The 24,000-nt window shown below is 56.1% G+C and carries 22 protein-coding genes; 7 read left to right on the top strand and 15 right to left on the bottom strand.

All coding sequences use genetic code 11. The annotated features are described in order from the left end of the window. Window positions 1-88: 88 nt before the first annotated feature. Genes I3V23_09560 through I3V23_09545 form a run of 4 tightly spaced genes read left to right on the top strand, consistent with a single transcriptional unit; the run spans window position 89 to window position 4,384 of the window. Window positions 89-811: a spheroidene monooxygenase gene (locus I3V23_09560; protein ID QPI84829.1), complete on the top strand. Its 723-nt coding sequence runs from the start codon at window positions 89-91 to the stop codon at window positions 809-811. Beyond that, window positions 808-1,812 carry a magnesium chelatase ATPase subunit I gene (bchI, locus tag I3V23_09555; GenBank protein QPI84828.1) on the top strand — a complete coding sequence of 335 codons (1,005 nt, stop codon included), beginning with the start codon at window positions 808-810 and terminating at the stop codon, window positions 1,810-1,812. The genes I3V23_09560 and bchI overlap by 4 nt, the downstream gene beginning before the upstream one ends. Beyond that, window positions 1,809-3,518, top strand: coding sequence for a magnesium chelatase subunit D (locus I3V23_09550; GenBank protein ID QPI84827.1), 1,710 nt, complete (start codon window positions 1,809-1,811; stop codon window positions 3,516-3,518). The genes bchI and I3V23_09550 overlap by 4 nt, the downstream gene beginning before the upstream one ends. Next, window positions 3,515-4,384 carry an alpha/beta fold hydrolase gene (locus I3V23_09545; GenBank protein ID QPI84826.1) on the top strand — a complete coding sequence of 290 codons (870 nt, stop codon included), beginning with the start codon at window positions 3,515-3,517 and terminating at the stop codon, window positions 4,382-4,384. Before I3V23_09550 ends, I3V23_09545 begins: the two co-directional genes overlap by 4 nt. A 52-nt stretch (window positions 4,385-4,436) precedes the next feature. Here I3V23_09545 and I3V23_09540 read toward each other — a convergent pair whose 3' ends face one another. The 15 genes from I3V23_09540 to bchF all read right to left on the bottom strand — a co-directional run bounded on the left by I3V23_09540 (window position 4,437) and on the right by bchF (window position 20,297). Beyond that, window positions 4,437-4,880, bottom strand: coding sequence for a c-type cytochrome (locus I3V23_09540; protein QPI84825.1), 444 nt, complete (start codon window positions 4,878-4,880; stop codon window positions 4,437-4,439). Between the two features lie 91 nt (window positions 4,881-4,971). Then, window positions 4,972-6,183: a 5-aminolevulinate synthase gene (gene hemA / locus I3V23_09535; GenBank protein QPI84824.1), complete on the bottom strand. Its 1,212-nt coding sequence runs from the start codon at window positions 6,181-6,183 to the stop codon at window positions 4,972-4,974. Then, window positions 6,180-7,004, bottom strand: coding sequence for a DUF3623 domain-containing protein (locus tag I3V23_09530; protein ID QPI86777.1), 825 nt, complete (start codon window positions 7,002-7,004; stop codon window positions 6,180-6,182). Before I3V23_09530 ends, hemA begins: the two co-directional genes overlap by 4 nt. 11 nt (window positions 7,005-7,015) lie before the next feature. Next, entirely contained in the window at window positions 7,016-8,134 is a 1,119-nt protein-coding gene (gene acsF, locus I3V23_09525; protein QPI84823.1) for a magnesium-protoporphyrin IX monomethyl ester (oxidative) cyclase, read from the bottom strand. Next, complete coding sequence (locus I3V23_09520; GenBank protein ID QPI84822.1) at window positions 8,131-8,427, bottom strand: hypothetical protein; 297 nt, start codon at window positions 8,425-8,427, stop codon at window positions 8,131-8,133. Before I3V23_09520 ends, acsF begins: the two co-directional genes overlap by 4 nt. Before the next feature lie 3 nt (window positions 8,428-8,430). Then, window positions 8,431-8,904, bottom strand: a complete 474-nt coding sequence (locus I3V23_09515) for a pullulanase (protein QPI84821.1) — start codon at window positions 8,902-8,904, stop codon at window positions 8,431-8,433. A gap of 13 nt (window positions 8,905-8,917) precedes the next feature. Then, entirely contained in the window at window positions 8,918-9,556 is a 639-nt protein-coding gene (locus I3V23_09510) for a PH domain-containing protein (protein QPI84820.1), read from the bottom strand. A 30-nt stretch (window positions 9,557-9,586) separates the two neighbouring features. Further along, a complete protein-coding gene (puhA, locus tag I3V23_09505) occupies window positions 9,587-10,348 on the bottom strand; it encodes a photosynthetic reaction center subunit H (GenBank protein ID QPI84819.1) in 762 nt (253 codons plus the stop codon). A 26-nt stretch (window positions 10,349-10,374) separates the two neighbouring features. Beyond that, window positions 10,375-11,796, bottom strand: coding sequence for a PucC family protein (locus tag I3V23_09500; protein ID QPI84818.1), 1,422 nt, complete (start codon window positions 11,794-11,796; stop codon window positions 10,375-10,377). Continuing rightward, window positions 11,793-12,485 carry a magnesium protoporphyrin IX methyltransferase gene (locus I3V23_09495; GenBank protein QPI84817.1) on the bottom strand — a complete coding sequence of 231 codons (693 nt, stop codon included), beginning with the start codon at window positions 12,483-12,485 and terminating at the stop codon, window positions 11,793-11,795. Before I3V23_09495 ends, I3V23_09500 begins: the two co-directional genes overlap by 4 nt. Then, window positions 12,485-13,447: a ferredoxin:protochlorophyllide reductase (ATP-dependent) iron-sulfur ATP-binding protein gene (locus I3V23_09490; GenBank protein ID QPI84816.1), complete on the bottom strand. Its 963-nt coding sequence runs from the start codon at window positions 13,445-13,447 to the stop codon at window positions 12,485-12,487. The genes I3V23_09495 and I3V23_09490 overlap by 1 nt, the downstream gene beginning before the upstream one ends. An 11-nt stretch (window positions 13,448-13,458) precedes the next feature. Beyond that, window positions 13,459-17,019 (bottom strand): magnesium chelatase subunit H, encoded by a 3,561-nt coding sequence (locus I3V23_09485; GenBank protein QPI84815.1) that lies wholly within the window; start codon window positions 17,017-17,019, stop codon window positions 13,459-13,461. Next, complete coding sequence (locus I3V23_09480; GenBank protein ID QPI84814.1) at window positions 17,009-18,541, bottom strand: ferredoxin:protochlorophyllide reductase (ATP-dependent) subunit B; 1,533 nt, start codon at window positions 18,539-18,541, stop codon at window positions 17,009-17,011. Before I3V23_09480 ends, I3V23_09485 begins: the two co-directional genes overlap by 11 nt. Continuing rightward, window positions 18,538-19,821: a ferredoxin:protochlorophyllide reductase (ATP-dependent) subunit N gene (locus I3V23_09475; GenBank protein QPI84813.1), complete on the bottom strand. Its 1,284-nt coding sequence runs from the start codon at window positions 19,819-19,821 to the stop codon at window positions 18,538-18,540. Before I3V23_09475 ends, I3V23_09480 begins: the two co-directional genes overlap by 4 nt. After that, window positions 19,818-20,297 (bottom strand): 2-vinyl bacteriochlorophyllide hydratase, encoded by a 480-nt coding sequence (bchF, locus tag I3V23_09470; GenBank protein ID QPI84812.1) that lies wholly within the window; start codon window positions 20,295-20,297, stop codon window positions 19,818-19,820. Before bchF ends, I3V23_09475 begins: the two co-directional genes overlap by 4 nt. Before the next feature lie 211 nt (window positions 20,298-20,508). Between bchF and I3V23_09465 the strand changes: the two genes are divergently transcribed. The 3 genes from I3V23_09465 (at window position 20,509) to chlG (ending at window position 23,998) form a co-directional block, all read left to right on the top strand. Beyond that, the gene (locus I3V23_09465; protein QPI84811.1) at window positions 20,509-21,528 is read left to right on the top strand and encodes a cobalamin-dependent protein; all 1,020 of its coding nucleotides are present in this window, start codon (window positions 20,509-20,511) and stop codon (window positions 21,526-21,528) included. A 21-nt stretch (window positions 21,529-21,549) separates the two neighbouring features. Then, entirely contained in the window at window positions 21,550-22,986 is a 1,437-nt protein-coding gene (gene ppsR / locus I3V23_09460; GenBank protein QPI84810.1) for a transcriptional regulator PpsR, read from the top strand. A gap of 97 nt (window positions 22,987-23,083) precedes the next feature. Then, on the top strand, window positions 23,084-23,998 hold the full coding sequence (gene chlG, locus I3V23_09455) for a chlorophyll synthase ChlG (protein QPI84809.1): 915 nt from the start codon (window positions 23,084-23,086) through the stop codon (window positions 23,996-23,998). Window positions 23,999-24,000 lie beyond the last annotated feature (2 nt).

Raw genomic sequence — 24,000 nt, 5'->3', positions numbered from 1 at the left:
AAAACAAAAGAAATCATGGAAATATATTGTTCTCTTTCCTTTATTGGCTAAATCTGTCACTATTAGTTGACAGATAAAAAGATCGACCATGCAATCTGTAACGCTAAGCTTATTTCGATTTGGAACCGTCTCCGCACGGATGTGGGCCTTTGCCCAAATGGCAACAGCACGATTCGCCTTGCGCCGTGAGGCGGGGATCGGGTTTTTCAAATTGCTTGGCTCAGGCACGGGTGAGGGATTTACGCCCATTCCGAATGTTTCGGTTTATGCCATCCTTGCCACTTGGCCCGACCATGTGACCGCACAATCGCTGATTGCAAAAAGTCCAACCTTCCGCCGCTATCGCGCACATGCAGTCGAAGATTGCACCCTGTATCTCACCCCCAGCACAGCGCGGGGGGAATGGGATGGGCAAGCGCCGTTTGTGACCGAGTCAGAGCCAACAAACGGCCCGATTGCGGCGCTGACCCGCGCCACAGTAAAACCCCTAAATGCGCTGCGCTTCTGGCGGCGCGTCCCTGATATTTCGCAGGTCATTGGCGATGATCCTAACGTTCTGTTCAAGATCGGCGTTGGCGAAGTGCCTCTCCTGCATCAGGTCACGTTTTCAATTTGGCCAGACACGCAAACCATGGCGCGTTTTGCACGCCATGACGGCCCGCATGCCCGCGCCATAAAAGCCGTGCGCGATGGCGCATGGTTCAAAGAAGAACTCTACGCCCGCTTTGCCCTAAAAAATATAGAAGGCACGTGGGAGGGCGGCTGCCCCCTGCAATCCCGTATCCCGACCTATGAAAGGCCCATTATATGAGCCATACTTTTCCTTTTTCTGCCATCGTAGGCCAAGATGCGATGAAACAAGCCATGCTTTTGACCGCTATTGATGCGGGCATTGGCGGCGTTTTGGTTTTCGGGGATCGCGGCACGGGGAAATCAACCGCCGTGCGAGGCTTGGCCGCTTTGCTGCCACCGATTACGGCGATAAAGGGCTGCCCTGTGAATTCTGCCACTGAGGCAGACATACCTGATTGGGCCAATGTTGCGGATCGCGAAGTGGTCGAAAAACCCACACCCGTGGTCGACCTGCCACTTGGCGCAACAGAGGATCGCGTGGTCGGGGCCTTGGATATCGAAAAGGCGCTCGCCAAGGGTGAAAAGGCCTTTGAAGCAGGCCTTCTTGCGCGGGCCAATCGTGGCTATCTCTATATTGACGAGGTCAACCTGCTCGAGGATCACTTGGTCGATCTTTTGTTGGATGTGGCGCAGTCTGGCGAAAATCTGGTCGAGCGGGAGGGTCTCTCAATCCGCCACCCTGCACGATTTGTTTTGGTGGGTTCGGGCAACCCAGAAGAAGGCGAATTGCGGCCCCAACTTTTGGATCGTTTCGGCCTTTCCGTTGAAGTGAAAAGCCCAAAGGATATCGACACACGCATTGAGGTCATCAAGCGCCGCGATGCCTTTGACCAAGACCGTGCGAAATTTGTGAAATCCTGGGCCAAATCGGATGAGGCTATCCGCAAATCCATCACTGCCGCGCGCAAACGCCTGCCAAAAATCCGCACAAGCGATGCGATCTTGAAGGATTGCGCCGCCCTGTGCCTTGAACTTGGATCAGACGGGTTGCGCGGCGAATTAACCCTGTTACGCGCCGCCCGCGCGCAAGCCGCGTTCGAGGGATCCTCCGAAATCACACGCGCGCATTTGCGGGCCGTTGCACCCATGGCGCTGTCACACCGCTTGCGCCGCGACCCGTTAGATGAGGCAGGCTCAACCACGCGCGTGATGCGCACAGTTGAGGCTGTGCTGCCATGACATCAGCACAGGACAGATGGGCCAGTTTCAATCTGGCCATCGCCCTGTTTGCGATTGATCCCGCACCCCTTGGGGGTATTTGGCTTCGGGCCCGCGTTGGCCCCGTTCGGGATCGGATTATTCAGGCTCTAAACAAGGCGTTAGAAACTGATTTTTTTCCGCGCGTTCACCCAAATATCAGTGATGAGGCCCTGTTTGGCGGGTTAGACCTAAGCGCAACCTTGGCAACTGGGCGCCCTATTCAAACAGAGGGACTTCTCAACAAGGGCGGCACAGTGATCCTGACAATGGCCGAACGTGCCGAATCCGCGCTTTTGGCACGATTGGCGGGGGCGTTGGACGCTGAGACAGGCTTGTCGATTATTGCCCTCGATGAAGCCGCCGAAGAAAGCGAAGGGTTGGGGCATAGCCTCAGTGATCGCCTCGCGCTGCATCTGCAGCTTGATGCTATTCCACAATCGGCGGCGCAGGAAATGGAATTTGACAGCGCAGCTTTGACCGAGGCGCGTGCGCGCTTACCCCATGTGCGACATGCGCCTGACGACTATCGTGATCTGTGCTTGGTGGCTGAGGCGCTTGGCGTCACATCCTTGCGCGCCGTTCAGCACGCGCTGCGCCTTGCCCGCCATTCAGCGGCCTTGATGGGGGCGGATCAGGTCGAACAGGCGGATTTGCAACTGGCTGTGGAATTGGCCCTTGTCCCACGCGCCACGCAAATCCCAGAACCAGCCCCGCCTGAACAAGCGCCCCCACCACAACCACAAGAACCAGAGGCGCAAGAAAACCCGTCCGATCCCGAAGATCCGCAAAAGGAGGGGGAGGATCTTCCCCCTTTCGAGGCGTTGATCGAGGCAGCAAAGGCCATGCTTCCGCCCGACCTCTTGGCACGATTGGCAGCACAGCGCGCCGCACGGCAAAGCCAGGGCAGCTCAGGAACGGGAAACCGCAAGAAGGGCAATCATCGTGGCCGCCCCGTTGCCTCGCGCAGTGGCGAATTGGGGGGCGGCGCGCGGATTGATTTAATGGCAACCTTGCGCTCCGCTGCCCCATGGCAAGGGCTGCGCGCCCAGACGACAGCGCCCAAGCCGCGCGGCCTGCATATCCGCAAAAGTGACATCCGCGTAAAGCAGTTTGAACAAAGCTCTGACAGGGTGATTATCTTTGTGGTGGATGCGTCTGGCTCTAGCGCGATGTCCCGCATGGCCGAGGCCAAGGGGGCGATTGAGTTGATGCTGGCAGAGGCCTATGCGCGGCGCGATCATGTGGCCTTGGTTGCGTTTCGCGGCGCAGGGGCGGATATTTTGCTAAACCCCACGCGATCCCTCGTGCAGACCAAACGCCGCTTGCAAGACTTACCAGGTGGCGGGGGCACACCGCTTGCCGCAGGGCTGAAATCGGCTCTTGATCTGGCGGTTCTCACAAGTGGAAAGGGAATGACGCCGTCCATCGCGGTTCTGACGGATGGGCGCGCGAATGTCAGTCTGGATGGCAGCGCAAACCGCGCGCAAGCGGGCGAAGATGCGCAGAATATGGCAAAGGCCCTGCGCGGTCGCGGTGTTCCCGCGATTGTCATCGACACGGGGCAACGCCCAACGCGAGGGCTGGATGATCTGGCCAAGGTAATGGGCGCGGCTTACGTGCCGCTTCCGCGCGCAGATGCCAAATCCCTCAGCGCCGCTGTCGAGGCGGCATTGCCAAGCGCATGAGCGGGCTTGCGGATATTCCAAGCAACTGGCCATGGCGCGCCCATAGCCAAATCATCGCATCCCATCCCCATCGGTGGCATGTGCAGATTATGGGCACAGGCCCTGATCTGGTTTTGATCCATGGCGCAGGCGCATCTACGCATTCTTGGCGGGCCATGATGCCACTATTGGCACAAACTCATCGCGTCATTGCCTTTGATCTGCCAGGTCAGGGCTTTAGCCGTGCTGGCACCCGCAGTCGGTCATCCCTGTCCTTGATGGCGCAAGACGTTTTGCGGCTGCTGCAGGGCCAAGGCATCACGCCCGAGGTGATTATTGGCCATTCTGCGGGGGCCGCGATTGCCTTGCAGCTGATGCTGCTTGCGCCTGATACTGCGCAAGGGGTCGTGGCGATCAACGGGGCGCTTGAGAATTTCTCTGGCGCTGCGGGTTGGCTCTTTCCGATCATGGCAAAAATGATGGCGATGAACCCGCTGACGGGGCTTTTCTTAGGCTCGGGGATGAGTGACCGCAGGCTGATTGCCATTTTGCAAACAACAGGCTCAGAACCTGACGCAGAAACCTTGGGCCATTATCGCGAATTGATGCGCAGGCGCGCGCATATCGAAGCAACTTTAGCAATGATGGCGCAGTGGGATTTAGAGGCGCTGCACCGCAGCCTTCCCCAGATCACAGCGCCAATCCTGTTCTTGCATGGCGCTAAGGATCAAGCAGTTGCACTAGAGGTCGCCAAACGCGCCCAAGGGATGGTGCCACAGGGCACCATGAAGGTGATTTCAGATGCAGGGCATCTTTTGCCTGAATCACATCCCGCCGAGGCGGTTGCTGCGATCGCGGACTTCGTCCAATCGCATCGAAAAAAATGAAAAAGGGCAGATCAATGTCTGCCCTTTTCACTGCCGTCACAAAACGATGCGGTTACTGCGCCGCAAGGCTTGCAAGATATGCATAGACGTTTTTCGCGTCTTCTTCACCACGGACACGGAACGCCATAGCGCTGCGTGCGCGGTTGTCACCGGTTGCTTCTCTCAAAAAGGCGGTCGGGTCTTGCACATAGGCCACAAACGCCTCTTCCGTCCAAACAACCCCTGCTTCACCTGCGGCGGTGATAGATGGAGAATAACGGAAATCTTCGATCGAAGCCGCAGGACGACCTGCAACGCCGTAAAGATTTGGGCCTGTGCGGCCATTGCGGCCTGCCAGAGTTTCACCTGCATCGTTTGCCACCACGTGGCAGGCGACACATTGATTGAAGACACGCTCACCTGCAGCCGCATCACCCGATGCGCCATGGCCATCCGCGAAGGCGGACGTTGCAGCGCATAGTCCTGCGACTGCTGCGATGATTGCAGATTTTTTCATGGTTCTCTCTCCCTCGGTTAAAGGTAACCGCTCAGCAACCTAGCCCTTTTTCAAGCCGCTCCAAGGGCAATTTACAGAAAACTTGTCACATCTACGCGACTGCATGCGAAACAGCGCATTGTTTCCAGAGTGTTTTCAGGGCCAAAACGAGATATTCGATGTCCTCATCCGTGTGCAAAGGGCCAGGGGTAAAGCGCAGGCGCTCGGTGCCTTTGGGAACTGTAGGATAATTGATTGGCTGCACATAAATGCCGAATTGTTCCATCAGAATATCCGACAGCATTTTGCATTTCACGGGGTCTTTCACCATCACAGGAATGATGTGGCTGTCATTGTGGACATGCGGGATGCCTTCGGCATCAAGACGGGCGCGCAAACGAGCAACTTGGCGTTGCTGCATGTCGCGCTCATAGCTTGAGTTTTTCAGATGATGAATCGAGGCGCGCGCGGCCGCCGCAACGGCAGGGGGCAGCGCCGTTGTAAAGATAAACCCGCTGGCAAAGCTGCGGATGAAATCCACCAATGCATGGCTGCCCGTGATATAGCCACCGACCACACCATAGGCCTTGCCAAGCGTGCCTTCGATCAGGGTGATGCGATCCATCAGCCCTTCGCGCTCAGCGACACCGCCGCCGCGCGGGCCATACATGCCGACCGCGTGAACCTCGTCAATATAGGTCATCGCGCCGTGCTTTTCGGCCACTTCAACGATCTCGCGGATCGGCGCAATGTCACCATCCATCGAATAGACCGATTCAAACGCGACAATCTTGGTCGCATTGGCGGGCAATTCTGCCAATTGCCGATCCAAATCAGCGACATCGTTGTGCTTCCAAACCCGCTTTTCGCATCGTGCATGACGGATGCCCTCAATCATAGAGGCGTGATTCAACGCATCCGACAAAATCACCGCATTCGGAAGACGGCTGCCCAAAGTCGACAGGGCGGCCCAATTTGAAACATAGCCCGAAGTGAACAGAAGGGCCGCTTCCTTACCGTGCAGGTCAGCCAATTCCGCCTCGAGCAATTTGTGGTGATAGGCATTGCCCGAGATATTGCGCGTGCCGCCTGCACCTGTGCCGCAGGCCTCGACTGTGTCGATCATTGCCTTGATCACATCGGGGTGCTGGCCCATGCCCAAATAGTCATTTGAGCACCAAACAGTGACTTCTTCTTGACCTTCGCCGTGATTTTGGACACGGGGGAAATCTCCACATTTGCGCTGCAATTCTGCGAAGACGCGATAATTGCCCTCTTGTTTCAGGGTGTCCAACTGGCTCTGAAAGAGTTTGTCAAAATTCATCGCACGTCCTCATTTTGCAAAATGGCGATCTGGGGGCCGTCTTGGCCATTGCTTTGGCGAGACGGAAGCATCCACCGCCACAGCCGTTCATCGGGAAGGGGCAGAACCATGAACCAATGCTCCAACAAAGCGAGCATGGTCAGGGCTGCCAATAAAGCGAAACCAATCTCTTGCGACATGGTTTGCGCGCTCCAAATCCGCTCCATCCAACAGGCAGCGGCAAAGCTGAGGCCCGTGATCGAGAGCGGAAACAGCCAATTCATCCGCGCGGTGCGAAAGTGACTTGGCAAATGGTTCAGGGGTTCGGGAATGAATTCCACATTGATTTTTCGCACCCCAAGATAAAGGTTCAGCTTGGCGCTGATCCGCGCGAAAAACAGAATGGCGAATGTCCACATCCCAAAGGGGTTCACCGCATCAAGGCTAAACAGGATCATCGTCACCATCATGAACACCAACAGAAGTTCATGATAAGCAATGGTGCCCCATGCGCGGATAAAGCGTTCCCACTCAGGAACCCCATCCCTCAGACGGTTGCGATTGGGGCCTGTGATGACACCCGTCAAAAAGGCAAGCTCAATCCAACCCCAAAGCGCAATGGCAGATAAAAACGCCACATAAACCCCTGCTAGGCTCTCGTCATAGCGGGATTCCAAAAACCCAACCGCACCCAAGATCAAAAAGGGCAGGTTCATCAAAACGGCCCAAATTCGGGCCTGACGACCTGCCTGATCTGCGCGCCGCACAACCAAAAGGATTGCCCCTGTGGAAAACCACCACAGGAACAAGGCGACCAAGGCCGCCACCCAAGGATTATGCAGCGCAGCCGCGATCAATAGACAGGCTCCATCCGCGTGCTCACAGGCACGGCATGAGATTTGGCAGGGATCGTATACAGCGCCACAAAGGCCAGACCCGCACGAATGCTGGCGCCAATTCGCTTGAAGAATTTGCCATGCGCCTTGGCATCGGCCAAATCCGCATTGGCGGCTTGCAAGGCCGTCAGACCTTTCTGCCAACGGGGATGATCAATGTCCAAAGTGATTGGGAAAATCTGCTTTGAGATGTCACTGGTTTTGCGGAACACTTCGTGGCCATACCAATCGGTATCTACACCCAAAGCCTCGTGAAAAGCGGGGCGTTGGTGGTCGCGCACATACATCGTTGCGAACACGGCCGTGAGGAAGAATTTGATCCACAAAACATTCACGCCACGCGTCAACTTGGGGTCAGTCTTCATCAACAGCGCGAATGCCTCGCCATGGCTGAACTCATCATTGCACCATTCCTTGAACCATTTGAAAATCGGATGGAACCGATGTTCAGGATGCGCCTCAAGATGGCGGAAGATGGTGATATAACGCGCATAGCCGATCTTTTCGGACAGATATGTGGCGTAATAGATGAATTTTGGCTGGAAATAGGTGTATTTCTTGGCTTGCGTCAGAAAGCCCAAATTCACCGCAATCCCCGCTTCCCGCAGCGCGTCATTGATAAAACCTGCATGGCGGGCTTCATCACGGGCCATCAACTGGAACAATGTGGTGATGTCCTCATTGCTGCCGCGCCGTTTCATTTCTTTGTAGAGAACACAGCCCGAGAATTCGGCCGTGCAGGAGGAAACAAGGAAATCAATGAATTCCTTTTTCAGCTTTGGCTCCATCCCATCCCAATCGATGTGATCCCAATCTTCGTTTTTCTTGAAATGGCCCTTATTGGGGTCGGATTTCATTTGATCAATCAGCTGATCCCAATCGCTGCGGACTGATGAAACATCAATCGCATCCAATTCGTCAAAATTGGTCGTGTAAAACCGCGGGGTCAAAAGCGTGTTTTGCATCGCAAGCGCGGTTGCGCTTTCACTATCAACCACTGCTTGTTCGTAATTGCGTGCCGCCAAAGCGTCTTCAACGGTGGTCGCATCTGCGGAATGTTTTGCTTGGACATTCATAGCGAAACCTCCTCTGAGAAACTAAATTCACACAGCTCCATGAACTCGAAATCACCTGTCATTTTTGTCCAAAGCTGTTCGATTTTGCTGGCGCGGGTGATCGTGGCGGTGCGGGTTTCACACACCACTTCGCCATAAGGCGCCATCACTGGTGCGCCATGCACCAATACCTCGTCACCTGGATTAATGGTTGCGCCGTTCAAGAATTTCACATGCGCGTGCAGGCTTTCGAATTTGTGGCTCACCTCAACCTCGCAAGGGGCCGTTTCGGTCGTTCTGGTCATCCATCCCATGGGTCATTCCTCCATGATGCGGGCAAAAACCCGCTCGTTATCCGCGCCAAAGCCATAAAGCTCGGTGCGGAAATCCGTCAGATCATCGCGTAGGGCGAGGCGGCCATCGGCCATTCGAACCAAACGGATTGGATCGCTGCCAGATGCGCCAACAGCGCCGCGGCGGCGTTCAAGCACGCGATAAATCCCCGCGACAAAGCCACCTTCCTCTTTGCTCAAGGTGACAATCACATTGCCTTCGGTATCCATCACGCGTGCTGATCCATCCATAGAGCCAAAAATCTGGATCAACCGCTCTTCCACAACGGGCAGTTCATCCGCGGATGGGGGCATTGCCGCGAGCGGGCGATCCGTCAGCTTGGCATAGGTCACGATGACAAGAACGCTCATGCACAGCACAAACATTGCGCGCACCAGAACCTTGGGCACCATTTCGCGGTCACGTTCGACCAGTTTATCTTCAGGGCTCATTGCCATAATCAGATCCCCCTTATTCTGCCGCAACCGCGCCACTTGGCGCAGGATCACGTTTGACAACGGGTTGGCTGACCACGGTTTCTGCCGCCTCAGACAGGATCGCAGCCACGTTTTGCGCATCAGGAATGCAACGCAACGCAGGTTGGGTGTTTTTCATCACCCATGGCCGCACATGGGGCCATGTGTTCAGATAGGATAACCGCACATTGGATGGCATCAATTCCAAGGCAATCGTGCCAGTCCCATCCTTGCGCAATCCCAAATTCGCATTGGCCACCTGACGGTAGGGCAGGTTCAACGTCATCGTCAAAGCCGCACCAATCCGCATGGCAACACGGCGATTTGTGATGGTGTAAACCGTTGCTTTGGCTTGGACATAGGCCACACCCAAAAGCAGAACCGCAACAATCGCGCCAAGCACCAAGAAGAAGGATGCAGCAATCGCACTGTCGGCCCATGAGGTGACGGCAGCCCCAGATGTGGTGCGCCAAGCGAAGAGGAATAGGAAATATCCAACGACCCACCAGAAACTCAGCGCATCTTTCGCCAGAGCAAACCAATGGGGTGCGCCCTGCCAAAGAATTTCTTCTCCAGCAGGGGGCTTTTCGGGCAAACCACGAACAGGCTCGGTCTGAAAGTCGTCATGTGGCATGGGTCGTCCTCCTTTAGAGGTGGTAAGAAATTACAAAAGCGGGTCTGTCCGCTCTTGGGAGGCGTAGAGCGTGCCGCCACCGTAGAAGCCTGAGATTTTATCTTCCTCAAGCAAGGTCACTTGATTGGGTGACTTGGTGACAGGGACTTTGGTGAACTGCTCTGCAAAGATCGAATTGACGACAACGCGGTCAGATTTGATCTTGGCCATCTGGATCGGAACCAAGCGGGCGGTTCCGTCAGCAACTTCAACCTCAAGATACCGCACCAATTGCTCGGGCGCATCGACCCACATATCAGTCACAGTGCCTGCTGCAGCGCCATCCCCCGCGATAACCGCAAGGCCACGCGGATCACGACCCGCTGAAACGCGGTAATCGTCCATCTGCCCCATAGGGACAATTTTCGGATGACCATGGCCGTCCAATTCGGGCAGGTCACGGCGCTTTGCCCAGCTTGCAGGGCCAACACCATCAACCATTGGATCGCCAGTGGGCTCAAACGGATAGCCATTCGCAGCATTGGTCTGACGCAGAGCCAGATTGTCACGCGCTTGCACATCCTTGCCTGGAACAGTGACTTCACCGCGGCCATGCATCAGTTTGAACGTCTTTTCCTTTGGCAAAGGAAAAGGCCCCTGATTGGCGGAAACGCTGCCATCATCATTCTCCAGCGGATAACCTTCCCGCATATTTTCAGTTTGCAGATAGTAAATCAGTAGGGCGAAGAAGATCCAAAACAGCCAAATAGACAGGCTGGCCAGATCAAAATTGCCGAAAAATGCATTTTCCATGGATTTTATCCTCCTAGGTTCGGCGGTTACGTGGGCAGGTCGGCGAGCCCGATCTTGCCGGCCTCCCCGCGCGAGTATGTGCTTTGCGTCCGCACAAGTGGGCCCAAAGCGACAAGGGTGAAAAACAGAAGCAAAATTTCAAAATGATAGACGACCGAATAGCCCGTGGCGGGGCTATTCAACGCCTCGCCCAAGCCGCCAGAGATGGCGATCTGGTTAATCGTGTCACGCAGGCCACCCCCGATTGCGATGGACAGACCTGCGGCCGTTGCCTGAGCCGCGCCCCATGCGCCAAGCGCCAAGCCACGGCCCGCGCTGCCCTCGGCGGGCATGGTCATTGCGGCGGTGAGCGTTGAAACTGAAAACAAGCCGCCGCCAAAACCAATGAGGCAGGCGCCCGAGAAGAACATAAATTCAGACGCCATCGGATTTGCAAAAATCACAGCGGAAAACGCGGCAAGCCCCGCCAATATCCCGCGCGCGCCCATCCGATAGGGGTTGATGCCATCTGACAGCCAACGCGCGGCCAACGCGAAACCAACTAAGGCCCCCGCTGACCATGTCGCGGTCAAAAGCGTTGTTTTTGATACGCTCAACCCAAGGATTTCGCCGCCATAGGGTTCGAGCAAGACATCCTGCATGTTGAAGGCCATGGTGCCAAGGAACACCACAACCAAAAGCCTGCCCGCAGGGCCACCGCGCGCAAAATCGCGCCATGCATCGCCAAAACTTGGCGCAGGCTCTTCCCGCTCGGCCTTGGTCATCGGGCGGACTTTTTCCTGCTTCCAAAGGGCAATCATATTCAGCACCAAGGTCGCAACAGCCGCGCCTTGCACGACACGGATCAGGGTCAAGCCCGAGAAATCGCGCAGCAGCCAGCCAATCACGAGGGCTGAAATCGCCATGCCCACCAAATACATGACATAGAGCAACGCCACGACCCGTGGCCGTGTGTCCTCGGTCGCGCGATCTGCAGCCAAAGCAAGCCCTGCGGTTTGGGTCATATGCATCCCCAACCCCGTCATGACAAAGGCAAGCCCCGCAAGAACCTCACCCGCAAAGGGCACCTCGTGCACAACATCACCGCCCAAAACCAACAGGCTTGCAGGCATGATCGCGAGACCACCAAACTGCCACAGCGTGCCAAACCACAAATAAGGTATCCGCTTCCACCCCAGCGCGCTGCGGTGGTGATCCGATTTGTGACCCAAAAAGGCACGAAACGGCGCAATCAACACAGGCAAGGCGACCATGATCGCCACCAATGTTGCGGGCAATGACAGCTCTACGATCATCACGCGGTTCAGCGTGCCCAAAAGCATGACCCCCGCCATCCCAACCGAGATCTGAAACAAGGACAAGCGTAGCAATTGTGCCAAAGGCAGCGCGTCACTTGCAGCATCTGCAAAGGGCAAGAATTTGGTGGAGATGCGAGACAAGGCGCTCATTTCACATACTCCAAACAAGAGGAGATATAAAACCCGCGCGAGACGCGCGCGACCTCGGAAATCGAGCCTGTTGCCCCTGTTTGTGACGTATGATGACGCAGATATTTCGCCGTGTGCGGGATCATCACAGGCGAGCGATCCGAGCGCGGGAACAATTTTCCCAAACCCCAAAAGGCCATCAAAAACGCTGTGCGCGGTGCAACTGTGAACACCACCTTACCAGAAACGCGCGGACAGAGCTGCGCCAAGGCGCGGCCCAAATCTGGCGCCTCGTAATAGATCATCGAGTCCATCGCGATCACATGATCAAAGCTGCCCAAATCAGGGGACAGCATATCGCCTGCGCGGAACTCGACCTGAGATTGCAAAGTTTCTGGAAGGCGTTTTTTCGCGATTTCAACCAAAGAGGGCGAGATATCAATCGCGACTACATATGCACCCCGCGCAGCCAGTTCAGCGGTCATCTGCCCCGCACCACAGCCCGCATCCAAAATGCGCAATCCCGTCAAATCCTCAGGCAATTGCCCAAGCATTATCGCGCGCATCTGATCACGCCCTTCGCGCACAGTTTGGCGCACGCGCGAGACAGGCGCGTCCGAGGTCAGCCGCTCCCACGTTTTGGTGGCGGTTCTGTCGAAATATTCTTCAACACGGGCGCGGGTCGCGCCATATGTCGGCGTTGCGACCATTAATCAAACCCTAGCAATTCGAAGATGCGCCGATCCTCCAAGGGTTCAGGCGCAAGTGGTTCTGTGCCGGCCCAAAGCGTTTCAGCCAAACGGATATATTCCGCACGGCATTGCACGATATCCTCATCATCGGGCATCTCGAACAATGTCTTTTTCTTGAGGCGGGAACGGCGAATGGCATCCACATCAGGCATATGGCCAATGCGGCGGAACCCGACCTCTGAACAGTAACGATCCACCTCATCGGTGTCGCGCGAGCGGTTCGCAACACACCCCGCAAGGCGGACGTTGTAATTCTTGGATTTGGCCTGCACTGCCGCAATGATGCGGTTCATCGCATAAATGCTGTCAAAATCATTCGCTGTGACGATCAAGGCACGATCTGCGTGCTGCAAGGGGGCCGCAAAACCGCCGCAGACCACATCGCCCAGAACATCAAACAAGACGACATCCGTATCGTCTAACATGTGGTGCTGTTTCAGCAGTTTCACTGTTTGACCCACAACATAACCGCCGCAGCCCGTGCCAGCGGGGGGGCCGCCTGCCTCGACACACATCACGCCATTGTAACCCGTGGTCACGAAATCCTCGGGGCGCAGTTCTTCGGCGTGAAAATCGACATCCTTCAAGATATCAATCACAGTCGGCTGCAAATGCCCCGTCAGGGTAAATGTGCTGTCATGTTTTGGATCACAGCCGATTTGCAGAACACGCTTGCCCAATTTGCTGAACGCAGCAGATAGGTTTGAAGAGGTTGTGGATTTGCCAATCCCGCCCTTGCCATAAACCGCAAAGACCTGCGCGCCTTCGATCTTCAGGCTTGCATCCTGATGCACCTGCACAGAGCCATCCCCATCCTCGCCCTTGCGCAAAATTGGGGGGGTGGCCAAGCCCCGCTTGGCCAGTCCTTCGGCCTCTCGCGCGTTCGCGCGGGCGGCTGGGGGATTTTTATGGTCAAGCATTGTGGTCTCTCCTATTCCGCTGCAACATCCAGGCCTTCGAGTCGGTCTTCCAACTCATCGGCACTGGCCTGAAGCGCGGCCAAAGTTTCATCATCGGGCTGCCAGTAATTGCGTTCAAACGCCTCAAGAAGGCGGTTTGCCATCCGCACAGAAGCCTGCGGGTTCAGCGCCGACAAACGCCGCCGCATCTCTTCATCCAGCACAAATGTTTCGGACAGGCGTTGATACACCCAAGGTTCGACCTGTCCCGTGGTCGCCGACCACCCAAGCGTGTTGGTCACTTGCGCTTCAATCTGGCGCACGCCTTCGTGGCCGTGTTTCAACATCCCTTCGAACCATTTCGGGTTCAGACTGCGCGACCGCGTCTCAAGCGCCACTTGGTCTTGCAGGCTGCGCACGATGCCCGCACCGCGGGTTTGATCGCCGATGAACACGGGCGCATCGCTGCCTTTTGCGCGTTTAACAGCACGCGAAATGCCGCCCAAAGTGTCGAAATAGTGATCAACCGTGGTGACCCCCAATTCGACCGATTCAAGGTTCTGATAGGCCAAATCAACATCGCCCAAAGCGGCCTGAAGGAGGCTCGCGTTTTTCTTGGCTTTCCCGTCACGGCCATAGGCAAAACTTTTGCGGGCCTCATAGGCATCGGCCAGTTCGTCCTCTTCACCCCATGCGCCACTATCAACCAAGGCGTTGACATTCGACCCATAGGCCCCTTCGGCGTTTGAGAACACGCGCAAGGCAGCGTCCTCGATATCGCAGCCCATTTTCTGTGCATAATCGAGGGCATGGGCGCGGATGAAATTTTCTGCGCAAGGCTCATCCGCCGTTGCGGCCTTATAGGCCGCTTCTGCCAACATCCGTGTCTGAAGGGGAAGAAGATCGCGGAAGATACCCGACAACGTCATCACAACGTCAATGCGCGGACGGCCCAATTCGGCAAGCGGGATCAAATCAGCCCCGCAGAGGCGCCCATATCCATCAAATCGGGGGGCAGCGCCCATCAGCGCCATCGCCTGCGCAATCGGCCCACCATCAGATTTAATGTTATCAGAGCCCCAAAGAACAATCGCCACCGAACGGGGTAAATCACCCGCCGCATCAAGCAAACGCTGCGCTTGTTTCGCACCGTCCTGCATCGCAAACGCGGTGGGCATACGGAACGGATCAAAGGCGTGAATATTGCGCCCCGTTGGCAAAACATCAGGGCTGCGGATGAGGTCGCCACCTGCAACAGGCGCGATATAGCGCGCCGATAGGGCGCGCATCAGCGCAGGCAATTCGTGATCCTCTTGCAGCAATTGATCGACCCGAGTCAGCGTTTCAGGGTCTGTTTCGGCCATCACGCGCAAATGTTCGGCCCGCTCCGCATCCCCCATGGGGCGGCCCATGACATGCAAGCCGTCTGGGATCAGCGCCGTTTCCGTCTCAAGCAGGGTCAACCACAGATGATCGGGGTCGCTGCCATCCAAATCAACCGCTTCGGCCTGCATCGCAATCAGCGCGGCAAGGTCGGCGCGCTCATGCGCATCAGGGGCAAGACTGCGATAGCGCGACAGGCTGTCTTTTAGCTCGGACAGGCCCTTATACAGACCCGAAGCCGCCAAAGGCGGGGTCAAATGCGTGACTGTAACAGCATTAGAGCGCCGCTTGGCCAAAGTTGCCTCGGACGGGTTATTTGACGCGTAAAGATAAATATTCGGCACTTCGCCAATCAAACGATCAGGCCAATCACGCGCGCCAAGCCCCGCCTGTTTTCCAGGCATGAACTCAAGCGCGCCATGCATGCCAAAATGCAAAATCGCATCTGTCTTAAACGTGTTGCGCAACCAAAGATAAAATTGCGCAAAGGCATGGGTGGGCGCAAAACCTGTCTCAAACAACAGGCGCATTGGATCACCTTCATAGCCAAAGGTGGGCTGCACACCGACAAAGACATTGCCGAAATGGGCGCCTAAAATGAACACACCGCGACCGTTTGATTGCACCTTACCAGGCGCGGGGCCCCACGCCGCCTCAATCGCGGCCAAGGGGGGCGTGTTGCGCAAGATCGTGTCTGCATCAACAATATCGGCTACATTGGCCTCTTGCCCATATTGCGCCGCGTTGCCCTTAAGAACCGCGGCGCGCAGATCATCAACCGAAGCGGGCAGGTCGACCTGATAGCCTTCGGATTTCAGGGTCGAAAGCGTATTATAGAGACTTTCAAAGACACTGAGATAGGCCGCGGTTCCCACAGCACCCGCGTTGGGCGGAAAGCCAAAGAGAACAACCGAAATCCGTTTGTCGCGGTTCGCCTTACGCCGCAAAACCGCCAGACGTGCGGTTTTTTCAACCAATGACGCGATACGCTCATGGCACGGTGCCATCGCCTTTTGACAGGCACTGGCTTGGCACATATGGCTGCACCCTTGGCAGCCGTCCGCACCATGGCGACCACCAAAAACAGTGGGATTTGTCGCGCCATCAATCTCGGGCAGCGCAACCAGCATCGTAGTCTCAACTGGGCCAAGCCCACCACCTGATGCGGCCCATTGGCCCAAAGTCTGAAATTCAATCGGATGCGCCGCGATATAGGGCAGATCGAGATCGCGCAGCACCTCAACCGCCGCCGCGCTGTCATTATAGGCGGGGCCACCAATGAGGCTAAAGCCCGTCAACGACACCATCGCATCCACGCGATCATTCGTGAAATACTCAGAAATTGCAGGGCGGCCATCCAACCCACCCGCAAAGGCGGGAACCACGGCCAAACCTGCGGCCTGCATTTGACGGATCACGCCATCATAGTGGGCGGTGTCAGACGCCAGAATGTAAGAGCGCATCATTAACAAGCCGACTGTCGCAATCGGATTTTCAGGCTGGGGCAAATCAGCGAGATCGGTGGTGATGCCATTATGCGGCAAGTCAGGGTGATAGAGCCCAAGTTCTGGGTAATCAATCGGCGCTTCAGCCTCTGCGCCATGGAGATCAGATTGGCTGGAATAGCGACCCACCAAGAAGCGGATCATTTGCTCGACATTATCATCCGAGCCACCCAACCAATATTGCATCGTCAAAAACCATGCGCGCAAATCCTGCGCCTTGCCGGGAATAAAACGCAGAATTTTCGGCAATCGGCGCAGCATGGTCATCTGCTTATGCCCAGAATTCGCGTTTGGTTTAGATGAGCCACGCAGCTTTTTCAAAAGCTTCATTGCGCCTGAGGCGGGCTTGAGCATATCCAACTCGCCCATACGGGTCAGCGATACGACCTCTTTAGCCGAGATCACCCCAATCATCGCATCACAGGCATCACGGCGGGCCTGCAAGTCGGGCAAGATTGCGGTGATATGTTCCTCAATGAACAAAAGATTGGCGACAATGATATCGCCATGGCGCACAGCCAAACGCGCCTCTTCCAAGGCGGCGGGGTTCTCGGCCCATTCGGCACTGGCATGGACGGAGACAGACAGCCCTGGAAACTCGCCCGACAACCGTTCGCTGACGCGAGCGGCAGGGCCTGCCGCGTGGCTATCCAACGTGACAATGACCACGCGATAGCCAGGGATATGATCGCCATCACCGCGCATAATGGGCCTTCGCCTCATAAAGCGTATCTACGCTGATCTCAGACATGCCGCGCTCGGCTGCGAATTTTTCGGTATTCCGCTTGGCCTTACCCCGCACAAAGAACGGGATTTTCTTCAATTCTTTTTCCGCACAAGCGAGCCAAACCATGACATCGGAGCCCGTGTCTTGTGCGCGCTCTTGAACCTCTGGCGTAGGGGCAGTGGATGCCACAGCCTTACCCCCGTGGTGACTGGCGCCTGCGTCATCATGGAATTCGAAATCTTCGCGGAACATGGTCAGCAAATGTTCCTCAAGACCCATCACAAGCGGGTGGATCCATGTATCGAAAATGACATTTGCGCCTTCCCATCCCATTTGGGGCGAATAGCGGGCAGGGAAATCTTGCACATGAACCGGGGCCGAGATCACGGCGCAGGGGATACCCAAACGTTTGCCGATATGGCGTTCCATCTGCGTGCCAAGGATCATCTCGGGCGCGGCTTCTTCGATGGCTTGCTCAACGGCGAGATAATCGTCACTGATCAGGGCCTCTAGACCAAACTCTTTGGCCAAAGCACGGATGGGGCGGGCAAATTCGCGGTTGTAGCAGCCAAGCCCAACCACCTCGAACCCCATCTCATCACGGGCGATGCGGGCGGCGGCCTGCACATGGGTGGCATCCCCGAATAGAAACACGCGCTTGCCCGTCAGATAGGTGCTGTCGACTGACTTACTCCACCAAGGTTGGCGCAGGCGGGTTGTGTCGATTTTTGGCTCTACACCGCAGATTTGAGCCAGTTCATTCACGAAATCATGGGTCGCGCCTACGCCAATCGGCACAGTTTTTGTGTAAGGTTGATCGCAGACCCGCTCAAGATGCCGCGCCGCAGCCTCGGCATGTTCAGGATACATCAGGATATTGGCATGGGCCGCGCCCAATCGCGCGATATCCTCAGGCGTTGCACCAAATGGGGCAACAACATTCACGGCAATGCCCATTTGTGCCAGAAGATGTTTGATTTCTTCAATATCGTCTCGATGCCGAAACCCAAGCGCCAAGGGGCCAAGAAGATTGACCGAAACCTCCGCACTGCGCGGCATGGGTTTGGCCAAGGCTTTTACGATTTGAAAGAACGTCTCATCGGTGCCGAAGTTTTCTTTGCGCTGATAAGACGGCAGTTCCAATGGGATCACAGGGATAGGCAGACCCATGGTTTCAGCCAAGCCACCGGGATCATCTTGGATCAATTCCGCGGTGCAAGAGGCCCCAACAATCATGGCTTGAGGCACAAACCGCTCATAGGCCGCGCGGCAGGTATCGCGGAAGATGCCCGCGGTATCTGCGCCCAAGTCGCGCCCCTCAAATGTTGTATATGTGACAGGCGGGCGGTGGTCGCGCCGCTCAATCATCGTGAATAACAAATCCGCATAGGTGTCACCTTGCGGCGCGTGCAGCACATAATGCAGACCGCGCATCGCGGTTGCGACACGCATGGCACCAACATGGGGTGGGCCTTCATATGTCCAGACGGTCAATTTCATCGCGCGGCCCCCTGCTCGAGGATCGCGCGGCGGCGCAAGGGACGTGAAAAGAGCCCTGCCAAATCCCCCGCCTGTTCGTAGAAATGGACGGGGGTAAAGACCAGCTCAATCGCCCATTTTGTGCTCAGACCTTCGGCCTCAAGGGGATTTGCCAAACCCAGACCGCAAACCGTCAAATCGGGGCGCGCAGCGCGCACGCGGTCAAGTTGGACATCAACATCCTGCCCTTCTGAAATGCGCGGCCCCTCAGGGATCAACGCCAAATCAGGGCCAACCAAGCCACGATGGATATAGGGTGCGCCGATCTCAACGGCCTCCATTCCACATTCACGGGTCAAGAACCGCGCGAGTGGGATTTCCAACTGGCTGTCGGGCATGAAGAACACGGATTTCCCACGCAAAGCCGCGCTTGCATTCTCAATGGCCTTTCGGGCGCGCGCGCGCGGGGCATCCGTAACACGGGCAAATGTGGCATCATCTACGCCAAATTCATCGGCTATGGCGCGCAGCCATAGGGTTGTGCCCTCCTCCCCAAAGGGAAACGGCGCCGTAATCCGCCGCGCGCCGCGCCGCTCAAGTGCGGCTGTCGTATCACCCAGAAACGGTTGGAGGCACGCAAAGACGGTATTTTCACCAATCTCGGGCGCACCCTCAGCGCGCGAGGACGGCAAAACACGGATCGGGCCAATACCCATCTCCGACAAAAGCGTGATGGCCTGATCTTCGACCACATCGGGCAAGGCGCCAACCAAGACCAATTCCCGCGCAGGGCTATCCTTGAGAACAGGCACCATCGCGGCAAGGCATGCATCCTCGCCTTGGGTAAATGTGGTTTCGATCCCGCTGCCCGAATAATTCAGCACCCGCACATGAGGGGCGTGGGCGGTCGTCAGACGCTCGGCCGCGCGGGCAAGATCCAGCTTGATCACCTCAGAAGGACAAGATCCCACAAGGAAAAGCTGCTTGATATCAGGACGGCGCGACAACAGCCGTGCAACCTCGCGATCCAATTCGTCATTGGCATCTGCCATGCCCGCCAAATCGGTTTCTTCAAGGATTGCCGTACCAAAACGGGGTTCAGCAAAAATCATCACACCCGCGGCAGATTGCAAAAGATGCGCGCAGGTGCGGCTGCCGACAACGAGGAAAAACGCATCCTGCATTTTACGGTGAAGCCAAATGATGCCCGTCAGGCCGCAGAATACCTCGCGCTGTCCGCGCTCTTTGAGAACGGGCGCATCGGCGCAGCTTTGGGCCTTGATCGGTGCAGGGGTGTTCATCTGTCCCCCTCCAGCCGTGCTTGGCGCAGCTTATAGAGGAACTGCGCCGCGTTGATCACATAGGCCGCATAGGCCGCGAGCGCGATCCACATCTGCTGAACCGCAGGCACCTCTTGGATCAAAGCCGCCACATAGGCCAAATGCAATGCGATCACGAGAAAGCTGACCACATCCTCCCAAAAGAATGCGGGGGCGAAAAGATATTGGCCAAACACCACTTTTTCCCAAATCGCGCCTGTCACCATGATGGTCAAAAGCACCGCCGTTTTGGCAATGATGGAATATGTGGCGAGGTCATAGCCCGCGCCCGTGATCAAGAATCGTCCAACCAGCGCAAGCGACACAAGAAAGACAACAAACTGAATCGGCGCAAGAATCCCCTGAACCAATGTCCAGATGGTTGCGTCACGCCTTGCGCGCTCATCCACGCTGTAAAGCTTGCGTGACGGGCTTGCTGTCAGACTATCCGATGGCATTTGTCTTTGATTCCAGTCTGTCAATTAAGGAAAGGCTAGCCCTCAAAGGGGTAAAGTGTCAATTAAAACTTACAGTCTTGAACTTGACAGTCGCCAGTTTTGCAAGGGCAATGACCCTGTGGCACGAGCGCTAATTTCCCAATATTTTTTGCATCCAAGGCACCCATCGGCGCTTTGGCGCTTGTTGACGCAAGGGAATTGTCAATTTTCTTTGACAGATGCGGTCGTTTGCGAGACACTTGCAGGCGAAACAACTGCCCTTGAGACAGGGCAGCGGTTGTGCAACACACGCGGCAGACAGATGACGGGCCGCGACTATAGCGGCCAATACAAGGAAAAAGATCGCCCCGATCTTTTAACACAGGCCAGTAAGACTGCCTTCTCTTCAGTCTTGTTGGTGGTGAGGAGCCGAATGACCCAAGACGGTGACGCTACGTCCCGCAAAGGGACGGAAAAACGCACGGCAGAAATTACTTCGCTGGCCAAGGCCGCGATTTCTGTTTTGGCGCGTCAATCAGCACCCACGCCCGAGGGCCTCGCGCGCCGTCTTGAAACCTTATCAGAGGCATTCATCTCGCCCGAAGAGGCGCATCGTCACGATGCCCTCACCAAGCTGGCCCAAGAAGGTGTCAGCATCGAGGATACCATTGACTATGTCATTCCCGCGACCGCCCGTTTGATGGGTTTCCGATGGGCCAATGACAGTTTGAGCTTTGCCGAGGTTTCCATCGGCTCGGCCCGATTGCAGGAAACAGTGCGTGGACTGACCACGCAGCAACGCCGCGAAATTGTCAAAAACCGCGGCACGATTCTATTGGTTGTTCCGTATCCTGAGCATCATACGCTCGGTGTATTTGTTGTTGCCGATCAGCTTAGACGGCGTGGTTACGATGTTCATATTTCCGTGTCTCAACACGCACGGCAGGTTGCCGAGCGGGTGAAGCGTTTTAAGTATGACATGATAGGTGTCACGGCGGCTGGACGCAGAACGCTTGCATCCGTAAAGGATTTGGTGGAAATAATAAAGCAGAGCGTTCCTCGTATAACGCCCGTCATCGTGGGGGGGTCTATTATTGACTCTGGCCTCGATACGGTCGGCATCACAGGGGCGGACTTCGCGACCGCTGATATCGAAGCTGCGCTTGAATTTTGTGGGCTAACAAAAACAGACGTTGAGCCCGCCCAAGCGTCGCAAGGCACTGAACGAAACGATGCGACCGAGAACAGGTAACGGAAACGGACGGAACGTCGTATGAACACGCGCGGAACAGATTTTTGGGATCAGCCCGCAGGCCCGCCTATCGCGCCTGAGCATTTTAACGATATTGTCGCGACTGCGGCGGATTTAGCGATTGTGCTAGACACATCTGGTCTTGTCCGTTCGGTTATCACCAATCCCCTGAACCCCAGTTTGGGCCGACTCGACCATTGGAAAGACCGCGATATTCGCGAATTCATGGCCGAGGATTCGCTATCCAAACTAGAGGCACAGCTCGAGGCCTATCGGGGCGGCAAGAAAAACAAAGTCGAAGCGATTGAGGTCAATCACTACGACAATGCCAGTTGGGAATTCCCAATTCGCTACACGCTCCACAAAACGGGGCGGGATGATATTATTCTCATGCTTGGCCGCGATCTGCGCCCAATTGCGGAATTGCAGCACCGCTTGGTCAAAGCACAGCTTGCCCTTGAAAAAGATTACGAAACCCACCGCGATTACGAAACACGCTACCGCGTGATCATGGAAGCTGCGCGCGATGCGCTTATTTTGGTGGATGTGAATTCTGGTCGGATCACCGATCTTAACACCGCCGCCGCGCAGGCGCTGGGTGGTACAGCTGATAGTCTAACTGGCGCCACCTTTGCCACTGAATTCGAAGGCAAACGGCGGGTTGAATTCATCGAAACCTTGGTGGCGCGCGCAGGTGACAGCATCGGTGGGCCGATGATTGTCACGACCAAGCGACAGAATAAATCTGTATCGCTTTATCCATCGCTGTTCCGTGCTGCGGGCGACAATACATTGCTCTGTCGGATTGAAGTTGATGGCACCTCTGAGGTGATCGCTGCCGAGCTGTCTGAGGCGATGGCAATCCTCTATCAACATGGTGCAGATGCGATTGTCTTTACAGATAACCACGGCACCATAAAATCTGCGAATGACGCGTTCCTTGGCCTCTGCGATACTGCGCGGCTGAGCGATATTCGCGGAAAATCCCTCAGTGAGTTTTTGATCCGCGGCAGCGTTGACATGAAAGTGTTGATCGACAACGCCTCGCGCGCGGGGAAAATGCGGGTTTATTCCACGCGGCTTGAGGGCAGCTATGGCTCACAGCTTTCGGTCGAGATTTCAGCAACTCACATGATGGGTCAATCCATGGGCGGTTTTGCCTTTGTGATCCGTGACACATCTCGAATGGAAGTTGTGCGCGAGCCAAGCTCACCGGTTCCTGCAGGCGCGCCTGTAGGTGATGATGCGATGCGCAATGTGATGGACTTGGTGGGTTCCGCACCCCTCAAGGAAATTGTCGCAGCAACCACCGATGTGGTTGAGAAGATGTGCATCGAAACCGCCGTGGAATTGACGGATAACAACCGCGTTGCAGCCGCCGAGATGTTAGGCCTGTCGCGTCAGTCACTCTATGTGAAACTGCGCAAATACGGGCTTTTGAACAAGAACGGCCAGTAAATCCCCCTTAAAACTTGGGCATCGCGCGTCTTTTGGTGCGTGCGTCAAGTATAGTTTACACTTGCCGAGTCGCTTACTGTCAGTGTAACTTGACAGTATGAGCGTAACGACCGACACGCATACCCGCCAGACCCCGCGTGCCTTTCCTGAACCACGCGCCGTCTTGACGCTCCTTAAACCCATTACATGGTTTCCCCCAATGTGGGCTTATCTTTGCGGGGCAATTTCCACAGGAATGGCTACTTCGGGCCATTGGTTGGGCTTGGCTTTGGGTATTATCTTGGCGGGGCCGATTGTCTGCGGGATGAGCCAAGCAGCCAATGATTGGTGCGACCGTCATGTGGACGCGATCAACGAACCCTATCGCCCCATCCCTTCGGGGCGCATCCCTGGAAAATGGGGATTGTGGATTGCAATTCTCATGTCAGGCGCTGCCGCCATCATCGGGCTTGCGCTTGGCCCTTGGGGATTTGGCGCAACGCTTGTGGCGATCGCCGCTGCTTGGGCCTACTCCGCCGAGCCTGTTCGCCTGAAACGATCAGGCATTTTGGGGCCTGGATTGGTTGGTCTGTCTTATGAAAGCTTGCCTTGGTTCACGGGCGCTGCGGTTTTATCGGCAGGTGCGCCGTCTTGGCCCATCGTGATAACGGCGCTGCTATACGGGATTGGCGCGCATGGGATCATGACGCTCAATGACTTTAAGGCCTTAGAAGGCGACCGCCAAATGGGCGTGAATTCGCTGCCCGTAACCCTTGGCCCACGCCGCGCCGCATTGGTGGCGGCATGGGTGATGGCCATTCCCCAATTCATCGTCATTCTTTTGATGTTCCACTGGGACAGGCCTTGGTTCGGCTTTTTCATCACGGCCTCGCTGTTGGCGCAAATCGCCGCGATGCAGGTTTTAATGCAAAACCCAAAAGAACGCGCGCCTTGGTATAATGCCACAGGCGTCTCGCTTTATGTCTCGGGCATGATGATCGCGGCCTTTGGCCTGCGCGGCTTGGGGGGATAGCG

This window comes from Rhodobacterales bacterium HKCCA1288 (assembly GCA_015693905.1).
GTDB lineage: Bacteria > Pseudomonadota > Alphaproteobacteria > Rhodobacterales > Rhodobacteraceae > M30B80.
This window is presented reverse-complemented; position numbering and strand designations above follow the sequence as displayed.